At 34.1% G+C, this 19,795-nt stretch carries 13 protein-coding genes and 1 other RNA gene; 6 read left to right on the top strand and 8 right to left on the bottom strand.

Translation table 11 applies throughout. The features are described 5' to 3' along the window. The first annotated feature begins 90 nt into the window (after positions 1-90). The gene (locus tag IRZ80_RS19580) at positions 91-2,802 is read left to right on the top strand and encodes a M16 family metallopeptidase (protein ID WP_194643840.1); all 2,712 of its coding nucleotides are present in this window, start codon (positions 91-93) and stop codon (positions 2,800-2,802) included. A gap of 160 nt (positions 2,803-2,962) precedes the next feature. After that, positions 2,963-4,348: a class II fumarate hydratase gene (gene fumC / locus IRZ80_RS19575; protein WP_194643838.1), complete on the top strand. Its 1,386-nt coding sequence runs from the start codon at positions 2,963-2,965 to the stop codon at positions 4,346-4,348. Between the two features lie 117 nt (positions 4,349-4,465). Here the strand turns inward: fumC and IRZ80_RS19570 are convergent, their stop codons facing one another. After that, the gene (locus IRZ80_RS19570) at positions 4,466-5,668 is read right to left on the bottom strand and encodes an NAD(P)-dependent oxidoreductase (protein ID WP_194643836.1); all 1,203 of its coding nucleotides are present in this window, start codon (positions 5,666-5,668) and stop codon (positions 4,466-4,468) included. A 246-nt stretch (positions 5,669-5,914) separates the two neighbouring features. On the opposite strand from IRZ80_RS19570, the gene IRZ80_RS19565 reads away from it, so the two are divergent. The 3 genes from IRZ80_RS19565 (at position 5,915) to IRZ80_RS19555 (ending at position 8,758) form a co-directional block, all read left to right on the top strand. After that, positions 5,915-7,129, top strand: coding sequence for a serine hydrolase domain-containing protein (locus tag IRZ80_RS19565; RefSeq protein ID WP_194643834.1), 1,215 nt, complete (start codon positions 5,915-5,917; stop codon positions 7,127-7,129). A gap of 204 nt (positions 7,130-7,333) precedes the next feature. Then, positions 7,334-7,730: a transfer-messenger RNA gene (gene ssrA / locus IRZ80_RS19560) on the top strand. Between the two features lie 314 nt (positions 7,731-8,044). Next, complete coding sequence (locus IRZ80_RS19555; protein WP_194643832.1) at positions 8,045-8,758, top strand: LytR/AlgR family response regulator transcription factor; 714 nt, start codon at positions 8,045-8,047, stop codon at positions 8,756-8,758. Between the two features lie 41 nt (positions 8,759-8,799). Here IRZ80_RS19555 and IRZ80_RS19550 read toward each other — a convergent pair whose 3' ends face one another. The 5 genes from IRZ80_RS19550 to IRZ80_RS19530 form a co-directional block, all read right to left on the bottom strand. Then, positions 8,800-9,117, bottom strand: a complete 318-nt coding sequence (locus IRZ80_RS19550; protein WP_194643830.1) for an Hpt domain-containing protein — start codon at positions 9,115-9,117, stop codon at positions 8,800-8,802. Beyond that, positions 9,104-10,144: a sensor histidine kinase gene (locus IRZ80_RS19545; protein WP_194643828.1), complete on the bottom strand. Its 1,041-nt coding sequence runs from the start codon at positions 10,142-10,144 to the stop codon at positions 9,104-9,106. The genes IRZ80_RS19550 and IRZ80_RS19545 overlap by 14 nt, the downstream gene beginning before the upstream one ends. Further along, positions 10,144-11,277 carry an FIST signal transduction protein gene (locus IRZ80_RS19540; RefSeq protein ID WP_194643826.1) on the bottom strand — a complete coding sequence of 378 codons (1,134 nt, stop codon included), beginning with the start codon at positions 11,275-11,277 and terminating at the stop codon, positions 10,144-10,146. The genes IRZ80_RS19545 and IRZ80_RS19540 overlap by 1 nt, the downstream gene beginning before the upstream one ends. Before the next feature lie 6 nt (positions 11,278-11,283). Next, positions 11,284-14,253 (bottom strand): PAS domain S-box protein, encoded by a 2,970-nt coding sequence (locus IRZ80_RS19535; RefSeq protein WP_194643825.1) that lies wholly within the window; start codon positions 14,251-14,253, stop codon positions 11,284-11,286. Between the two features lie 280 nt (positions 14,254-14,533). Beyond that, entirely contained in the window at positions 14,534-14,947 is a 414-nt protein-coding gene (locus IRZ80_RS19530; protein WP_194643823.1) for a response regulator, read from the bottom strand. 1,531 nt (positions 14,948-16,478) lie between these two features. Between IRZ80_RS19530 and IRZ80_RS19525 the strand changes: the two genes are divergently transcribed. Then, positions 16,479-16,904: a response regulator transcription factor gene (locus IRZ80_RS19525; protein ID WP_194643821.1), complete on the top strand. Its 426-nt coding sequence runs from the start codon at positions 16,479-16,481 to the stop codon at positions 16,902-16,904. A 147-nt stretch (positions 16,905-17,051) separates the two neighbouring features. Here IRZ80_RS19525 and IRZ80_RS19520 read toward each other — a convergent pair whose 3' ends face one another. Further along, on the bottom strand, positions 17,052-18,449 hold the full coding sequence (locus IRZ80_RS19520) for a beta-galactosidase domain 4-containing protein (RefSeq protein ID WP_194643818.1): 1,398 nt from the start codon (positions 18,447-18,449) through the stop codon (positions 17,052-17,054). Next, on the bottom strand, positions 18,364-19,795 hold a 1,432-nt coding region (locus IRZ80_RS19515; RefSeq protein ID WP_317174796.1), incomplete at its 5' end, for a glycoside hydrolase family 2 protein. The genes IRZ80_RS19515 and IRZ80_RS19520, both read right to left, overlap by 86 nt.

The raw sequence follows: 19,795 nt of genomic DNA, 5'->3' as shown, positions 1-19,795 counted from the left end.
ATCACTAACTTTAACACTTTCCAACAAAAGATTATTCTTTCAAAAAAAGTATATTTACACATTATAAACTTACAAACAATTACTGTAAAAATGAAAAAACTTCTCCTAAGCGTTTCTTTTCTGATATTTTTATCCGCAAACTGCTATTCACAGGAAGCAGCACTTGTTACTTCGGTGGAAGGCATCAAAGAATACAGCCTGCCAAACGGGTTAAAAATTTTATTAATTCCAGATGCAGCACAATCAAATGTTGTTGTAAATATCGTATACGGTGTAGGTTCACGCCATGAAGGTTATGGAGAATCGGGTATGGCACATTTATTAGAGCATATGCTGTTTAAACGTTCTTCTAAGTTTACTGACATCAAAAAAACGATTGCAGATAAAGGTGCTCAAGCCAATGGAACAACCTATTATGACCGCACTAATTATTATGAAATTTTACCCGCAACTGATGAAAATTTAAAATGGGCACTTGATATGGAATCCGATAGAATGATCACTTCTGCGATATTGCAATCGGATTTAGACAGTGAATTCAGTGTTGTCCGCAATGAATTCGAAATAGGAGAAAATGATCCGTCAGGCGTATTGAACGAGCGTATTCTTTCAACAGCCTATTTATGGCATAATTATGGAAAATCAACTATTGGAAGTAAAGAAGATATCGAGCGGGTTCCAGCAAACCGATTGAAAGTATTTTATCAGAAATATTATCAGCCCAATAATGCTACACTTATTATTGGAGGAAAATTTGATGAGAAAAAAACGCTTTCCTGGATTAAAGAATACTTTGCTCCTATTCCAAAATCAAAAAACGAAATCCCGCAGACTTACACTGTAGAACCAGCTCAGGACGGAGAACGTTTTGTTGAACTTAAAAGAAACGGAGATATTCAATATATTGGAATGGCTTATCACACTCCAAGTTACTCAGACAAAGAATATGCAGCCAATAATGCTATAATCTCAATACTAACAAATAATCCTTCAGGAGCATTATATAAAGCATTAGTAGAAACCAAATTATCAACTAATGTCTATGGATATACTTTAACATTAAAAGATCCTGCATACAGTTATTTTGCCTGTGAAATTGCCAAAGACAAAGACATTAACACAGTACAGAAAGCTTTTTTGGAGACAATGAATACTGTTCCTCAAATGACATTTACAGAAGAAGAGCTTAAGCGTGCCAAAAATGAACTGCTGAAGCAATTTGAGAATACTTACAACAAAACCATCAATTTGTCTGTTGCATTGACTGAATTTATTGGAGCTGGAGACTGGCGTCTGTTTTTTATAGACAGAGATAACATTGAAGCTTTAACAGTTGCCGATCTTCAAAATGCTGCCAAAAAATATTACTTACAAAGTAACAGAACCTGGGGACGTTTTATCCCAGAAGCAGCCAGCGAAAGAACAAAAGTAGCCGAAACTAAAGATATTCCAGCATTAGTTAAAGGATACAAAGGAAAAGCATTAGAAGCTAATACTGCCACTTTTGAAGTATCTGCAGCTAATATTATAAAATCTACTGAGGAAGGGAAATTAGCCTCTGGAGGGAAATATGCTTTATTAGAAAAACCTGCCAAAGGAAATAAAATTGAAGCTAGAATATTACTGAGAATGGGAGATGAAAAATCATTAAGCCAAAAATCGATGATTGCTGGGCTAACCGCCAGCATGCTGAAACTTGGCACTAAAAACAGAACTAAAAAAGAAATCAACGACCAAATCGACCAGTATAAAATCAATCTTAGTTTCGGGGGATCTGTAGACGGTTTATATGTTCGGCTTAGTACAGACAAAGCCAATTTAAGCAATGCTTTGAACTTGGTGCAGGACATCTTAAAAAATCCTTCTTTTGATACTGCTGAATTTGAAAAACTAAAACTGGAAACCAAAAACGGATTAGAAGCAAATAAAAATGAACCGCAAGCTGTAGCAAATGAAGAACTTACAAAAATCACCTCATTGTATCCTAAAACTCATCCATATTACTCCGAGACAACAGAAGAAAGTCTGGCAGCATTAAACAAAATCACAATTGAAGATATCAAAAATTTTTACAGCACTTTTTATGGAGGAGCAAATAGTGTTTCTACTTTTGTCGGAGGAATCGACAAAGCTGTCATAAAAAATTTCCTGAATGCTGCTTTTGAAAATTGGAATCCAAAAATTGCTTACAAAAGAATTCCAACCCAATATTTTGAAGTAAAATCAAATGACAAAACGATTCAGATTAATGATAAAACCAATGCTGTTCTGCTTGGAAAAATCAACTTGAATATTGGAGAAAAAAATCCTGACTATCCTGCTGTCTCAATGGCAAATGAACTGCTTGGAGGAGGTTCATTCTTGTCTTCCAGAATTCCGCAGCGTCTTCGTGAAACAGAAGGACTAAGCTATGGTGCAGGTTCTTATTTACAGGCTAATGCTATAGACCCAACATCAGATTGGGGAATTTATGCTTTTTACAACCCTGCAATGAAAGACAAATTAACAGCTGCTTTAAATGAAGAAATTCAAAAAGCTATAAATAAAGGCTTTACCAAAGAAGAATTTGACAGCTCTCTAAAATCATGGCTGCAAAACAGACAGACTATGCTGGGAACAGATGAATTTCTAGTTCGCGAACTACGAGAAAATCTGGATTTAGGAAAAACATTTAAAGATTATGAGGATTTTGAAAACAAAGTTAAAAGTTTAGATGTGCAAAAAGTAAATACTGCATTAGTTAAATATTTTGATCCAAAAAAATTCGTAGTTGTAAATACTGGTGATTTTGTTAAAAAGTAATTTTTTTTTCAGCTGCTAAGTTTCTAAGATAAAAAGATATCTCATATCTAATTTTACAAAAAATGTATTGATTGCTCAATACATTTTTTTTATGTGTGAAATTAATTTCATAAAAAAAGAAGTAACTTTATTGTAATTCCAAATATACAAAACAAATATCATGGATTTTAGAATAGAAAAAGACACTATGGGAGAAGTGCACGTCCCAGCAGACAGATACTGGGGCGCTCAAACGGAACGCTCGCGAAACAATTTCAAAATTGGTGCTGAGGCGTCAATGCCAAAAGCCATTATAAAAGGTTTTGCCTATCTCAAAAAAGCAGCCGCCTACGCCAATTGTGAATTAGGAGTCCTGACTGCCGAGAAAAGAGATTACATTGCTTTGGTATGTGATGAAATTCTTGCCGGTGAACTTGCTGGTGAATTTCCGCTCGTAATCTGGCAGACTGGTTCGGGTACGCAAAGCAATATGAATGTCAACGAGGTAATTGCCAATCGTGCTCAAGTATTGAAAAAACTTAGCATTACTGACGATGAGCCTTTCATAAAAGCAAATGATGATGTCAATAAATCACAGTCATCCAATGACACTTTTCCAACTGCCATGCATATTGCTGCCTACAAAACCGTGGTAGAAAATACCATCCCGAATGTAGAAAAACTAAAAAACACGCTTCAAAAAAAAGCTGCCGAATTTAAATCAGTGGTCAAAATAGGACGTACGCACTTAATGGATGCCACTCCCTTAACATTAGGTCAGGAAATTTCAGGTTATGCAGCACAGCTGGATTTTGGATTAAAAGCAGTCAAAAATACATTACAGCATTTATCCGAAATTGCATTAGGCGGTACCGCGGTTGGCACTGGCCTGAACACACCCAAAGGTTATGACATAAAAGCAGCAGAATATATTTCGCAGTTTACAGGACATCCATTTGTAACTGCTTCCAATAAGTTTGAAGCTTTGGCGGCTCATGATGCGATTGTTGAAACACACGGTGCTCTCAAACAATTGGCCGTTTCATTAAATAAAATTGCCAACGATATTAGAATGCTCGCATCAGGACCGCGATCTGGCATTGGCGAAATACTTATTCCCGAGAATGAACCCGGCTCTTCGATTATGCCCGGAAAAGTTAATCCAACCCAATGCGAAGCCTTAACGATGGTTTGTGCGCAGGTGATTGGAAATGATATGTCAATTACCGTTGGCGGTATGCAGGGGCAATACGAACTGAATGTTTTTAAACCGATGATGGCTGCCAACTTTCTACAGTCTGCTGAACTGCTCGGTGATGCCTGCTATTCCTTTGACATTCATTGTGCTCAGGGTATTGAACCAAACCACAAACGAATTAAAGAACTTGTCAATAATTCATTGATGCTGGTCACAGCTCTGAACACCAAAATTGGTTATTATAAATCGGCAGAAATTGCACAAACCGCACACAAAAACGGAACAACGCTCAAAGAAGAAGCAGTACGGTTAGGATATGTAACTCCCGAAGAATTTAATAAATGGGTGAAACCCGAGGATATGGTTTAAATTAATGGTTAATGGTTAATGGTTAATGGTAAGTTAATTGTAATGGTTAATTATTTTTAAAACCTTATTCAACGCTAATTTAATTCATAATTAACCATTAACAATTAATAATTATTTTCATTTTCCATCAACATAATCCTGCAGATAGCCGAAACGTTCGGTGAGTTTTCCGTTTTCGGTTATTTTTGCTCTTTTGAGGATACCGTCTTTATCGCCATTGAAAAAAGCAGGAATAACATGCTCTGAAAACATTTCTCCAAAACCTTCGCTCGAATCTTTTGGCAATTCACAAGGTAAATTATCAACAGCCATAACGACAATAGCTGCTGGATGAAAAACATCTACTTCTTTGTCTTCGTTTGGAAGATAACCGTATAATGGATCGGCAATAGTCGAGGAACGCAGCGTACACGCGATTGGACCATTAACGTCGCAGGAAATATCAGCCACAACTTTTATTTTGCAGTCATTAGCCTGAAGCATTTCGCGGGATAAAATTACAGGAGCATCATTAGCATGAAAATGAGCCGTTATATAAATATCTGAAACTTTGGTGAAACGTTCAAAGTCTGAAATATATTCTGACGGATTATTATGAAAATCGATAAAATCCAATACCTGACCGTCTTTTCTTTTATTATAATCCAAAACATCAATCTGGGTATAAACGGCCTGGGTGAAATTTTTAGCCAGAAAATTTTCAGGTGTAACTTCTTTTATTTTCATAGCTTTCAGCATTTCCGCAGCACCATTTCCAACTTTACCTGTTCCTGTAACCACAATTTTCAGAGGAGGCAGAATATGTCTTTTAAGATGGGCAGTCAAGGCATCTTTACCAGAGAGCGTTTCGGCTTTTGGCATTTTAAACAGCTCAAATTTAATTCCGAAAGCACGGAAAGCATTATAAGTCCCTACAAATCCAGCATACCGCCCAAAACCGATTAATCTTCGGTTATGAGAATCAACAATGGTTTCGTAATCATACAGATCAATGTTTTTTTCCAAAACTGCCTGCAGTAATTTTCGGTTATAAGGCTGTTTCTTTATAGTATGCGAAAAAAAGAAATAGGATTTATTAGGAATCAAATGATCCACAGGAACTTCCTTTACCCCAAAAAGAACATCGCAGTCACTTACATCATTGACAACTTCAATTCCCATACTTTGGTATTGAACATCCGTAAAAATTCGAATATCAGAACTTTCAACTTTTACAGTGCAGTCATGGTACTGCTGCTTTATTTTGGCTAACTCATTTGGTGAGAAAACAACCCTCCTGTCCGGCGGATTTTTTCTTTCTTTTATAATTCCGAATTTCATATTTATTTTTTTAAAATTTGTAAAAATATAACTTAAAAAACAATATTTGTTACAAATATAACTTTATTATTTGATTTCCACTTTTTTAATAAACCTTTTTCTCTACTAAAAAAACTTAACACGATGATGATTAATTAACTATAAAAAACTCCTTTTTTCGGGTTTATAAAAAATAATATTCATAAATAAAAAAAAACAAAAACAAAACCAGAGGATTATATATATTTGCTTTTTAGTCCCTCAAAAATGAATTTAATAAAAAAGGCAAATATACTATATTTACTGCTCCCAATAGCGGTATTGACTTCCTGCAAAAATGAATCTGATGCTAAAGAAAAAGCGGCAATAGAAATAAAAGACGCTGATCTTCCAAAAAATGTTTTGCCTAAAATGAAACCTATGAGCAAGGAAGAACCACTTACTGCAGATTATATCAAAGAAAAACAGCTCCAGATTGATTCTTTCGTTAAGAAAAACTGGCCAAATAATAGTATGAACGGCGGGTTTCTTGTGGCAAAAAATGGCCAGATCATTTATGAAAAATACGAAGGTTATTCTAATTTAAGAGACAAAACACCAATTACTGACACTACTTCTATTCATATTGCGTCGGTCAGCAAAGTACTGACAGCAACAGCTGTATTAAAATTAGTAAATGCCAAAAGAATTGACTTAGACCAGAAAGTATCTGATTTCCTGCCGGAGTTTCCCTATCCAGAGGTTACTGTTAGGATGCTGCTTTGCCATAGAAGCGGTATGCGCAGCTATGCCTATTTTACTGATCGGGACAAAAGTGTCTGGGACAGACATAATACTTTGACCAATCAGGATATATTGACGATAATGGGTACTAAAGGAATCCAATTGGAGCAAAAAACCGGTACCCGTTTTGCATACTGCAATACTAATTATGCGATGCTGGCTTTGATTATTGAGAAAGTAACCAAGCTTTCCTATAGAGAAGCGATGGCACAGATCATTTTCAAACCGCTGGGAATGACTCATACTTTTGTCTTGGATTTTGAAAAAGACAAACATAATGTAGCGCCATCCTATAAAGCCAACAGGGTAGAAATTGGCATCGATTATCTAGACAAAATATATGGCGACAAAAATATCTATTCTACTCCCAGAGATTTATTGAAATTTGACAGAGCAAGAAATTCTCCATATTTTTTGGAACCTGAACTGCTGGCACAAGTGTATACAGGATACAGCAACGAACATAAAGGAACTAAAAATTACGGATTGGGTATTCGGATGATTAATTGGGAAACTGGCAAAAACTTCTATTTTCATAATGGCTGGTGGCATGGTTTTACATCATCCTACATCACTTTGAAAGATGAAAACGTAACAATAATTGCCTTGTCCAATAAATTCAACCGAAGCACATATGCGGTTCGAAAACTGTCTGTTATATTTGGCGACTATCCTTTTAAGGTGAAAGATACTGAGTAAATCAGATTGCAGTTATCAGATATCAGACAGCAGATTTTTGGATTGCAATATTCAGATTTAGTAATTTTAAACTGTAGTTAATTTTTGAAATTAATACACTTAATAAATTTTGATATTGAATTTTGAAATTCATATCGTATATTTGCAGTCCAATTTAAGATTCTGTAATCTAATATCTGATATCTGCAGTCTAAAATAAAAAATGGGGTCGACTGGTTTTGACAGCAAGTCGAATTGAAAAGTAAGCACGTCGAGAACTGGGATAATTCTCGTAAATAAAAGGTCTCAAACATTTTACACGGCGAAGGAAACTACGCTCTTGCTGCATAATCTGAATCATAGTAAGATTAGCCTCGTCCTACAAGGTAGGAAAGCAGGATTCATCTCGAAAGCTTTGGTTTATAGCGGTCGATTAAGATGAATCGTAAATTTAAACCTAGATTTCCGTAAGCTTTGGACGGATTTCGAAACTAAAGAAGCTAAGCAAAGAGCGGTTGTTCCTGACCTAACTCAGCGTCGAAAACCCATTCAGGAAATAAGCGTGTAGAAAGCTCTTTAGTTGCTTGTTTGGACCCGGGTTCGATTCCCGGCGATTCCACAAAAAACAATTCAAATGACAACAAAAGCCTGTAAATCATATGGTTTACAGGCTTTTTTGTTTTGACAACTATTCAAATTATTCATTAAATCTTAAAACAAAAGTGGTTATAAAAATTATTTTTTTTGAGTATGTGGAAATATCAATAAATTAAAATACAAATATTCATATTAGGTCTTAAAAAAAGTTATTATCTTGCTTAAGAATAGGAAAAGGATTAAAAAAAAAAAAAAAAATAGTACGGCTTTACAAAAATGAATTTGAAGTTATTTTAAAATCCATCAGTAGCTTTACCTGAATTATAAATCTGCTTAACTATGAATTGCATTATTATTGATGACGAAGAAATGGCAAGAGCCATCATAGAAAAAATGATTGAGAATACCCCTCAATTAAATTTGTTACAGGAGTTCTCAAATGCTATTAGTGCTATAAAATTCTTGAATCAAAATGAGGTCGATTTAATTTTTCTGGACATTCATATGCCTGATTTTACAGGTTTTGATTTTATTCAGACCATTAAAAATCCTCCCAAAATTATACTAATAACTTCTGATAAGAATTTTGCTATTGAAGCTTTTGAATACGAATGCATTGCTGATTATTTAGTAAAACCTATTACCGAAGACCGTTTTCAGAAAGCTGTTCAAAAAGTCAATGTCAGCCCGTTACCTACAGCAGCAGCAACAGCTATAAATAAAACTGCTGGTGAAGATAATGCAAACGAATTTTATATTAATATTGACCGCCGTTTAATCAAAATCGAATTTGCGCTGGTAAATATTGTAGAAGCCAAAGGAGATTATATCCATATCAAGACGGATAACAAAAATTATGTAGTTCACTCCACCCTTAAAAAGATTGAAGACAAATTACCTGAAAATTTATTTTTGAAAGTACACCGTTCGTTTATCATCAACATAAAAAAAATTATTGATATTGAAGACAACAGTGTATTAATAGGCAAGGAGGTTATTCCTGTAAGCCGTGCCAATCGGCCGGATTTAATGAAGCGCTTGAATCTATTATAGCTTTCAAATAAACAAACTGTTATTTTATAAACAAAAAACTACTAAATAGTATCTACAAAACACTGCATTGTCCTTAAAACGGTTTCAAATTCCTCTTCAGACTTAATTATGCTGTTTAATAAATTATTTTCATGTTCACGGGCAATATAGTAGCCACTTTCAAGACCCAATATGGAAATTTTATGTTTTAATTTATGAACATGTTCTGAAGCAAGCCTGTAATCCCGGACTTCCATACTTTTATGATATACATCTATTTCAAGCGGAAGTTCTTTTTTAATGATAGCAACCATTTTTTTCTTAAATACATTATCATCTCCGCAGAGTTTATCTATATAATCTAAATTAGGCTGCTCCATGGTTTTTAGGTAAGGTGAAAAAAAATGTTGTCCCGATGTTTTCTTTACTTTCAAGCCAGATAGAACCTTTATAATACTCGATAATTTTATTAACGATAGAAAGCCCCACTCCTGAATTTTGATTGTTGCTTTCTAATTTGGTGAATATTTTAAAAATCATATCATGGTATTTTTCAGCGATTCCGATACCGTTGTCTTTAATATAAAATTCAAAATCCTGCTCCTTTTCTGTACAGCCAATTTCAATTCTGCCTTGGGCTTTATCATTATAATTAATACTGTTCTGAATTAAATTCTGCATTAATTGTTTGAATCGCCAGGTATTCCCTTTTATTTTTGGCAGATTATTAATTATCAGAATTTCAATATTTTTCGGGATATGAATCTCTCTCTTTATTTCGTCAATTACTTGGTTAAAATCAATTAATCTTTCCTCGGATTCTAATTTATCAACTGTGGAATAAGCCAGAATCCCTTTGATGAGCAGATCCATTTTTTCGACATTAAACAATACTTTATTAAGGGAATCTAAACAGCTTTCGCCCATTTTATCTTTATTATCCTCAAGAACCCAATTAATAAGGGTATCTATATTTCTAAGCGGTGCTTTCAAATCATGAGAAACCACATGAGCATATTCGTTAAGCTCCCGGTTTTGATTTTCTAAACTTTTTAGCAGTTCTTCCCTTTGTTTATTCATTGACAAAATTTCTGCAGATTGCTTTTTTAAGAAATCAGACTGATTAAAATCCTTTTCATTACCCAATTTTTCGGCATCCAGATTCATTGAATTGAATATCTCCGTCAAATTTAAATTTATCTCTTTTAAACTATTGGCTTCGTTACGCAGTTTTATATTGGCCTCGAAAAGTTCATCAGAACTAATTTTCATAGCGCGCTGTAACATACTCATCTGATCTTCATGATTATTATAAGAATCATTGACTGCCTGCAAAAAATGCTTTAAATCTTTTAACTGTTCAGGGTTTATAAATTTGACAATCTGTCTTTTTAGTAAAGCATTCATTATTCGCTGATTAGAGTTAAAGTCATCGTTTGATTGTGCAGTTCACAAAACGTATTACCGCTAAACGGAGCCATTTCGCCATAAGAGTAAAACCCAGTAATCGCTACTTCATTTCCTATTATTTCCTGAACACGCTCTATTTCCTCTTCAACCCTTTGATTCATAACTAATTTCCTTCCTACACAGCTCACTAATAAAGCAAGCTGTGGGTGATTTTTTCTGTTTTTCATTGCTAACATGGCAGCCTGCGAAGCCCCCTCGGCGATAGCATCAACTGAAGCCATCATCAGCTGTACTTTTGCATTTTCGGGTACATCTCCAGCTAAAATCATCGACTGATCTTCGTTATTAATATTTAAAATGGTTCGAACCACAGCTTGAGATCTGCCTTCGGGCGTAACATTTAAAGGATATAGCAAAGAAGCTTGAGGCAGCTGACTGGCTTTGTCTCCCAAGTATTTTTTATATAAATCCAAAGCAGGCTGTCCGTCAATTTCATACAATACATTAGCTTCTGATCTGGTAATGATTCTTTCGGGACCAAATGAGCTCCATCCGCCAAAACTGGAAAACGAGATTTCTAGAGTTTTGCCATAAAATCCAATCAAAACGACTTCGCCTTCCTTAGGGTTTTCTTTATAGGAAGCTAATGTTTTTTCAAACTTTGAATCGTCCCCGCACATACCTCCCGAGACAGGCACTTTATTTTGAATGCCTTTTTCAAGACCTTCAATAAGTGAGCTTCCGTTTACGAAACTTCCTTCTGAGAGTACAAATAAATGCTTCAAATTTTCTTTGGGAATCTGCTGGTAAAGAGATTCTCCTAATGCATTCGCATCTTTTCCATGAGTAAAAATATTATCGGTTCTGATTTCGAATGTGCTTTTTTCAAATTCTACAGCAGTAACTACGATAGAATCATCAAAAACATTTGAATCGATAATTTCCCCTGATGTAGAACCAAACACCAGATGTTCATAAGGGAATTCCTTTCTGATATCATCAATGACTTCTGGGCGCTCTAATTGCATTCTATTTCCGAAAACAAGTACCAGCGGATTTTTTAATTCCTTCTCCTTTGTCAGGTACTCCCAGCTTTCATTCTTTTTTTTATAAGCCTGAATTAATTTCATAAGTTTCTATTTTGGTAGTTTAATAAAAAAGGCAGTACCCTTTGTAAGTTCGCTTTCAATCCAGATTTTTCCGTTATAATTTTCTACTATTTTTTTCACAATAGACAATCCAATGCCTGTTGATTTCTTATTAGAAGTAAAAGATTGGAATATTTTGAATATTTTTTCCTGATTCTCCTGAGCAATACCCGGGCCGTTATCTTTAACGACAAAAACATAATGCTTTTTTTCCTCTTCACAGCTTATTTCAATATATCCTTGAGGCTTATCAATATAATTTACCGCATTGCTGATGATATTTAGAAACAACTGCTGCATTCTAAATCGTTCTGCTTTGATGGTTGGCAGTTCATTTTTTATTACGACTTGAATGTGCTTGGGTATATGTATAATATCAATAATTTTGCTGATTTCCGCATTCAGATTAATGTTTTCAGTAATCATATCAATAGCATCTACTCTGGAATAGTTTAGAATTCCTTGGATTAAATGATCCATTTTCTCAACTTTATCTTCTATCATAGTAAGATATTGGAGCGTCTGCTCACTAAATTCTTTCTCATTGTCCTCTTTAATCCATGTAACCAGCGAGTGTATGCTTTGCAATGGCGATTTTAAATCATGTGATACAATCTGAGCGTAATCATTGAGCTGTTCGTTCTGTTTTTCTAATTTTTTAAGTAATTCCTCTTTTTGCAGTTCAAGGCTCTTTTGCTGGGTTATGTCTAAATGTATTCCTATTGAACCAATTATTTCGCCATTGACATTGTAATTGGGAGCACCGCTGATTAGCCAGTATCTCGTTTCTCCTTTTTTATTAATTGAAGTTACTTCATAAGAATCGGACTTACCCTTAACCCTTTCTTTGCTTTTATGAGTAACTAATTTTTTATCTTCAGGATGAATCAAAATTTCAGATGCTTTGTTGCCCAGCAGATCAATCAGAGAAAAACCAGTCATATCACAAAATGACTGGTTAGCCAATTGTATTATATCATCCTTATCCACCTCCAGTAAGCCCATATTCATATTGGCGATAATATTCCTGTATTTTTCTTTTTCTGCTTCTAGGCTTTCTTTGTATTTTTTCTTGAGGGTAATATCTTCAAAACTCCACAAATGATAATCCTTTTTACTGTCTTTGGCTATTGGGATAAAGCTTCTTTCATACACGCGCCCGTCAGCCAGTTCAATCTCTTCAGAAAAGACGTTTTCTTTGTTTCTCAAAATTTCTTCTACCCTATCAATAAACGCATCTGGATTTTTAAAAAAATGTTTATTTTCTTCAGTACCCATCTTAAAATCAAACCCTATCATTTGTTCCGGTTCGCCTTTAAAATCAAATAAATCGCAAAATCGTTTATTCGCTATCAGCACCTTTCTATCCTCGTCTTCTAACAAAATACCCAATTGAAGATTGGTTATTAAAGAAGTCAGACGGTTTTCAGAATCAATAAGCTGCTGATTGAATGCTTTTTCCTGACTGATATTTTCTTCAATTGCAAAAAACTTAATCACTTCACCCTGTTTGTTATGCAGTGCCTGTCCTTGCACTCTAACCCAATACTTTTCTTTAAATTTTGTATAATTTAATATCTCGCAGGCAAAAGGAAGGCCTTGTTTTATTTGATTCTTTAAATAATTTATTGTCTCTGGATTGGTTTCTTCACCTTGCAATAAATGACCGGGTCTGTGACCAATCAGCTCTTCTTTGGAATATCCGGTCATTTTGGTAAAACTGCTGTTGACCCACTCTATTTTACCTTCTTTGTCACTGATAATTACTGAACTGATATTTTTATCTGCTATCGAGGAAAGTAATAAAAGCTGTTCTTCATTTTGCTTGTCTTCTGTAATATCCTCAATCATTGCAAAATATTGAATTACTTTTTTCGAGGAATTCAAAATCGGCTGTCCAACTGTTTTAGACCAAAAAGTATCCCCGTTTTTTTTAGCATGCAGAATTTCTACCTCAAAAGTATCCCCTTCATAAAAAGCATCAATCATTCTATGGATTTCCTCTTTATTGGATAAGGGATTTGAGCCCAATTCAACAGGTGTTTTGCCGATAATTTCATCATTACTATATCCTGTCAGTTTGGAATAAGCATCATTACACCAAAATATCTTTCCATCAGGATGTGTAAATACAATTCCGTTTTTATTGGTTTTTGCTACCAGAGAGAGCTTATTTAATTCTTCCTGATTGATCTTCTGCTCAGTAATATCATGTCCATAAACATTAACATAACCATCTTCCTGAAAACTTTTGCACACAAAAGAATAGTACTTACCATTACTTTCAGCCTCAAACATCCAACTTTCTTTTGTTTTGTCAATCTGATGCATGATGAATTTAAAAAAATCCTGAATTTCATAATCAATCCCGTGAGATGTAAGTTTTTTTAAATTCTGAGCCGCAGGATTCATATTTAATAAATGCCCCTCAAAATCAATAAGAATTAATGGATCTGGATTTTGATTAGGAAATAATGATATATCGTGAATTTCCTTACCGGCATTCTTTAATTGATTCTCCTGCTGATGCATTGCAGTTAAAGACTTTTGAGGCTTTAAATCAAGTAAATCTAATGCTAAATCATGGTGAGCAAAATCAAAAAGAGATATTTTTTTTTCTTTAAAACTGTTCACCGAAGTAAGCCAGAGACTGCCTAAAAATAGATAGCCGTCAGCATAGTTTTCAAATTGCCCCCGAAGTGAAATTTTCTCTAGGAGCGATTCAATAATAACTAATTGATTTGTGACTTTATAAAAATTGTCACTATTTAACTCTTCAATATGCGGTGTGGTAATGGCAAATGAATGAAGGAAATATTCATCGTTTTTTAAATCAGGAATAACTTTGATCAGGCTTTTGCCTTTGTCTTTGATAATTAAACTGCGATCCAGCAAAACATAAAAGGGAAAGATCCTATTGAATGTTTCACTGTCAAAATGAAATTGAGAATTTTCCATGCTTTACCCTCCTTAATTTTTTAAAAAAATCACAAATAATGAGCTGTTATTTCGAATGCTTTTGATACAAGAAGCAACTGAACCATAATAAAATACAGTTCAATACTTTCGAATTTTTAGCTTAAATTACTGTTTTTTTCTCAAACAGCAAATTTTTTTAAAACTAAAGTGGTATTTTGTTTTTCTTTGTATTATCTATTGTATCGTTTTAAAACTGGAAAAATAGTTAAAAAACTATACTTTTTATCGGAGCTGGATTCAGATAACTCCATCTATTGCATTACTGCGAAATCAATTCATTCGTACTCCAATAATCTAGTATTTTTCGCAGCCTGTCTACATAATCATCATATTTCAAAGGCTTTAAAATATAGCCTGCGATACCAATTTTATAGCATTCCATAACATCCCTATGATTATTTGAAGTAGTCAATATAATTGCTGGTATGTATTTCAATACATCATCTGATTTTAAAATAGTCAAAAACTCTATCCCGTTCAACTTAGGCATATTAAGATCCAAAATAATAACATCAGGAATTATTTCTTTTCTTTTTAATACATCAACTGCTTCCTCACCATTATTAGCTTCAATGATACGATGATTGAGTTCTAAACTTTTTAGTACTCTATTGAATTTCATGACTTCAATTGCATCATCTTCGATTAGTAATATATTTAATGATTTTGCCATTTTATTATTTTTTTATACACATTTATTCAACTTCAAATGTATTTCATTGTCTTAAAAGTAAGAGCTGTTTTTCGTCAGATCATAATAAAGTATGGACAACTGGAAAAAAAGTGTCGACGAATGGTATAATGGCATCTCATCCATAAAAATATCTTGAAACGAATAAAACAATGACAATAAACAAAGTGAAGTTCAAAACAAGATTCAGAAAATGGAACTGTTTCCATTTTTATATTCATTCGTCGATAGATGATTTGTAATCAATTACAAGTCAGCCATAAAGTTTAAATATTCATCGATAGTAAAATTCTATTCGTCGAAAAGAAACAAAAAAACCTTTTTACCGCCATAGATTTGCTTCAGAAATAAGAAACAAATAAAAATTAATCCCATAATAATCTCCAAAAACAATCTAACCAATTTAGCTGTAATTGCTGTTTCATTACATGATACTTAATTAATATGCACTTAAATAAAGTTTCATCTAAATACCACAGAAAAATGAAAACAGCAATTACTCTAAAAAACCAATTCTAATTTACTTCCAGAATCACATCGCCGTTTATTATTGGACTTATGCTCATTTAAAATCAATTTTGAAGTTACCTGCATCTTCAAAAAGACTTGCTAAGTCCCAAAAACATGACTCCCTTTTTTGTCCCAAAGGCTTTTAGCTTTATCCAAATTAAAAATCAGTAAAGTGCGGTGTAATTCTTGTGAAGTGCTATTTTTCTAATGAATAGCAGTAAACGAATCAAAGCCAGTTCTTATAGCTTTACTCTTTTGGCAAAACAAAACATACACCTTTTATTATTCTCTTTATACTTCAAATAGACAGTATCTTCTAATCAATCTGCGATGGCTTTTATTGCTTACAATCCAATGCCTGAATTTTTAGCATATTGCTGACTAACGGTTTCAAATAATTTAAATACTTCTTTTAAAATGGCTGCAGAAAAACTTTGTCTTTGTCAGACTAGCCATAAGCCTTCACCCGTTTTTAGGAATTAACTACAAGGAAAACAGATAATCCTTTGAATGATTCCATTCGTCGATAGTGTGATTACAAATAAGAATAAATTAAGAGCAGGTACTGATATTTCACCGAAAGCAAGGTTCCATTGGTCGAATACAAGTGATCCTCCATTGTTATCTGTCGCATATTTGCATTAGAAATAACAAATTAATTAACTCTAAAACATAAATGTTATGGCTTTCCAAATCACAAAAACTGACGGAATTTACGAGATTAATGTTTGTCCTTGGTCTCATAAACAGCCGCACACAAAAAGATTCAGTGCATCTTTTTTCCTATCACTAATAGTTGATATTCAAATAGAAATTTTCAATTCATGGATACCTTTTTATTATAAACCTGAACCTATTATTGTCCGCAATAAACGTCCCTTTTAGCTGTAAAATCTATTTGACTTAGCTGCAGACAATAACCGAAATATTGCTTTTAAAAAATATTTCTTTCTCTTTTTAAATAAATACAGATTCAAAAGAAGAATTATAAAAACAAAACAAAATGAACAATTCTAATATAAAAATATTGATCGCTGAAGATGATGCATTAATGGTAAAAATTCTTGAATTTATACTTAGAAAAGAAGGCTATGAAGTGGCTTCCTGCAAAGATGGCTTAACTGCTATAGAGATGATTCCTGTTTTCGTACCTGACTTAATCATTACTGACATTGTGATGCCATATCGTTCTGGACTGGAAATAATTAACCATTCAAAAGAAAATTTTAAAAACATTCCAGTTATTGTAGTGTCATCATTAGGCGAAGAAGAAAGCACAGTAATTAAAGCATTTAATTTAGGTGCTGATGATTTTGTTTCTAAACCTTTTAATCCAAATGAATTATTGGTGAGAATAAAACGTTTATGCAGCAAATCAAGACACAGTGTAAAATCAAAAGATAGTCTTACAATAATTCTCAGTGCTTAATAGCCGATTTCATAAAGGAGATTTACAATCAGCATACTTTTTTTTAATAGCTCTCAACTTATTTTAGTTAATAATTAGAAATAGACCCAGATAAAAAAGCATTAGCAAATTTATTTACTAATGCTTTTTATGTTAAATTAATAAGTATTATTTTTTTGTTAATTGAATTTGATAACTGAAAGAAGCTGGCTTAGCATACACCATAAATTGCTCTAAAGGTCTCGGTCCGCATCCATTAGACCCCACTCCCAGTGTTTTATTACTAACACACAAAACAGTTCCTTTACTTTTTGGCAGGTCTATTTTATATTCAACAGGATCCATTTCTTCATCGCTGTAAGGAAGCGCAGAAACCTGCATCAATGAATCAACTTGTTTAACTGTTAAACCTATTCCTTTTCCAGAAGTTAGATTTGCCCAGCGTATATCCTCATGATTACCACATTCCATCGGTTTTTCATAAGGAGTTAATTGCTGAGCTACACTGCTGGAGTAATGACCAACATCAAAACCGCTTTTACGGTCAGCATAGTTTTCCATAGGGCCACGGCCCAGATAATCAAATTGATCCATATCTTTATTCAAAAACATACGGACACCAATTCTCGCAAGAATTAATTTTGGATCACTAAAGCTGACATCATTAGCCGAATTGATTACTCCATTACCATTGATGGTATACACTGCTTTATGCTGTACTTTAAAATTTTGTTTACCTGTTCCGGTTAAACTTACTGTTATTTCAATTACATCAGGAGAAAGCTGTTTGCTTTTCACTTCATTAGTTACCCACGAAATATTTTCCAGTCCATTTTTTTTCCATTCGCGGTAAGCCCACATATCATCGGTTTGGTGAGGAGCACGCCATAAGTGAAGCATTGGTCCGCCGCTTTCCTGCAGGATATTCTCTCCGCCTTTCTCTATTTTTGTAAATGTGCCTTTTACTTTATCAAAATCCAGACTAAAATCAGCACCTTTTACACTGATAACAGCTGCTGTTTCATTCAGTGTTAAATTACTCCCCTGAGCTGTATTTTTTGCAGCAGGTACAGGTACATTTAATTCAAACTGCTGTGAAGCAACCTCAAAACCTTTCTTTGCCCATTTCTGATCGTTTGCCAGACTAAATGAAACTCTTACAAAGTATTCTGCTCCTGGTTTAGGAGTAATAGTAAATGGTATTTTTATATCTTTTTCTGCTCCCGGGCTGATGGTTCCTACAGACAGATTACCAGAAGATAAAGCAGAACCATTTTCAGTTAATTCCCATTTGGCGGTCAAACCATCAAGATTAATAAACTGATAACGGTTTTTTATGGTAACCAAACCGTTCTTAATGTCTTTGTCACGTATGGTTATCCATTGATATGCATGTTTTAATTCCGGAAAATGAGGTTTAGGCGATCTATTAGAAAAGACAACACCTTTATGAATAAAATACCTGTCATTTGGAAATTCATCAAAGCCTCCGCCGAAAGCGGTAAATAGGATGTTTAGGATTACGATTGTTGTAAATCCCCTGATCCTGCCATTCCCAAATAGCACCGCCTAGTAATTGAGGATATTTATCAAACATTTCATTATAAAGATCCACAGATCCCATAGAATTAAACATAGCATGTGCATATTCACACAAGTAAAAAGGCTTAGTAAGCGATTCGTCTTTTGCATGTCCTTCCATAGGCGCTATCTGCGTATACATTTGGCTGTCAATATCGGCAGGATTTTTTGTACCGATTCCAAAACCTTCATAATGTGTAGGACGATCTGGATCAATTGCTTTAATTGCTGCTAAGGCTGCTCTGAAATTGCTTCCCCCATTACCATTTTCATTCCCCAGTGACCAGATAAGAACAGAAGGGTGGTTTTTAAAACTTTCCACGTTAGCCACATTGCGATCAATAATAGCCGCTTTTATAGTTGGCACTTCATTGAATTGGTTCTGTTCTTCATGACATTCTACATTTGCCTCAGCAACAAGATAAATTCCATATTCATCACAAAGCTCATACCATCTTGGATCATCAGAATAATGGCACGTACGCACGTGGTTACTGTTGGTCTGCTTAATCAGCATAATATCTTTTATCATTTGTGCTTCAGTAACAGCATGGCCGTCATCAGGAAAATTTTCATGACGATTAACCCCTTTTAATTTGATTGGAACTCCATTTACCATAAACAGACGCCCTTTTATCTGAATTTCTCTGAAACCAGTACGTGATGATAAAGTTTCTATTGTATTTTTTTCTTCATTTAAAGTAAGTACAGTTGTATACAGATTTGGTGTTTCAGCAGTCCATTTTTTTGGATTGGTTACATGAAAATTTACAGTAACTATAACTTCTTCACCTGGTTTTAAAGCTGGAATTACTTGTTTGCCTGATGAAGTATTTACAGCTGTTGTGCCATTATACAAAGAAGCTTTAAGTTCACTCGGCTTTGTTATTGTGGTTCCATAATTTTTTACTTTGGCAGTAACTGCTACATCGGCATCACGAAACTGGTCATCAAGGTTAGTTTTGATAAAATAATCACGGATATGTTCTTGTGGGGCACTCCAAAGAGTTACATTTCTAAATATTCCGCTTAATCGCCACATATCCTGATTCTCAAGATAACTTCCGCTAGTAAAACGATACACCTCAACAGCTAAGACATTTTTGCCTGGCTTTACATATTTAGTCAAATCAAATTCGGCTACATTACGGCTGTTTACACTATATCCTACTTTTTGTCCGTTTACCCAAATAAAAAAACCGGCATCAACTCCGTCAAACGTAATAAATGTACGACGGCCTTTCCAGTTTTCAGGAATAGTGAAATCACGTCTGTAACTCCCAACGGGATTTCTCTCATTAAAATTTGTATACTTTTCAGACGGAGTCCCC

Origin of the sequence: Flavobacterium sp. HJJ (assembly GCF_015351475.1) — a bacterium.
GTDB classification, from domain to species: domain Bacteria; phylum Bacteroidota; class Bacteroidia; order Flavobacteriales; family Flavobacteriaceae; genus Flavobacterium; species Flavobacterium marginilacus.
This window is presented reverse-complemented; position numbering and strand designations above follow the sequence as displayed.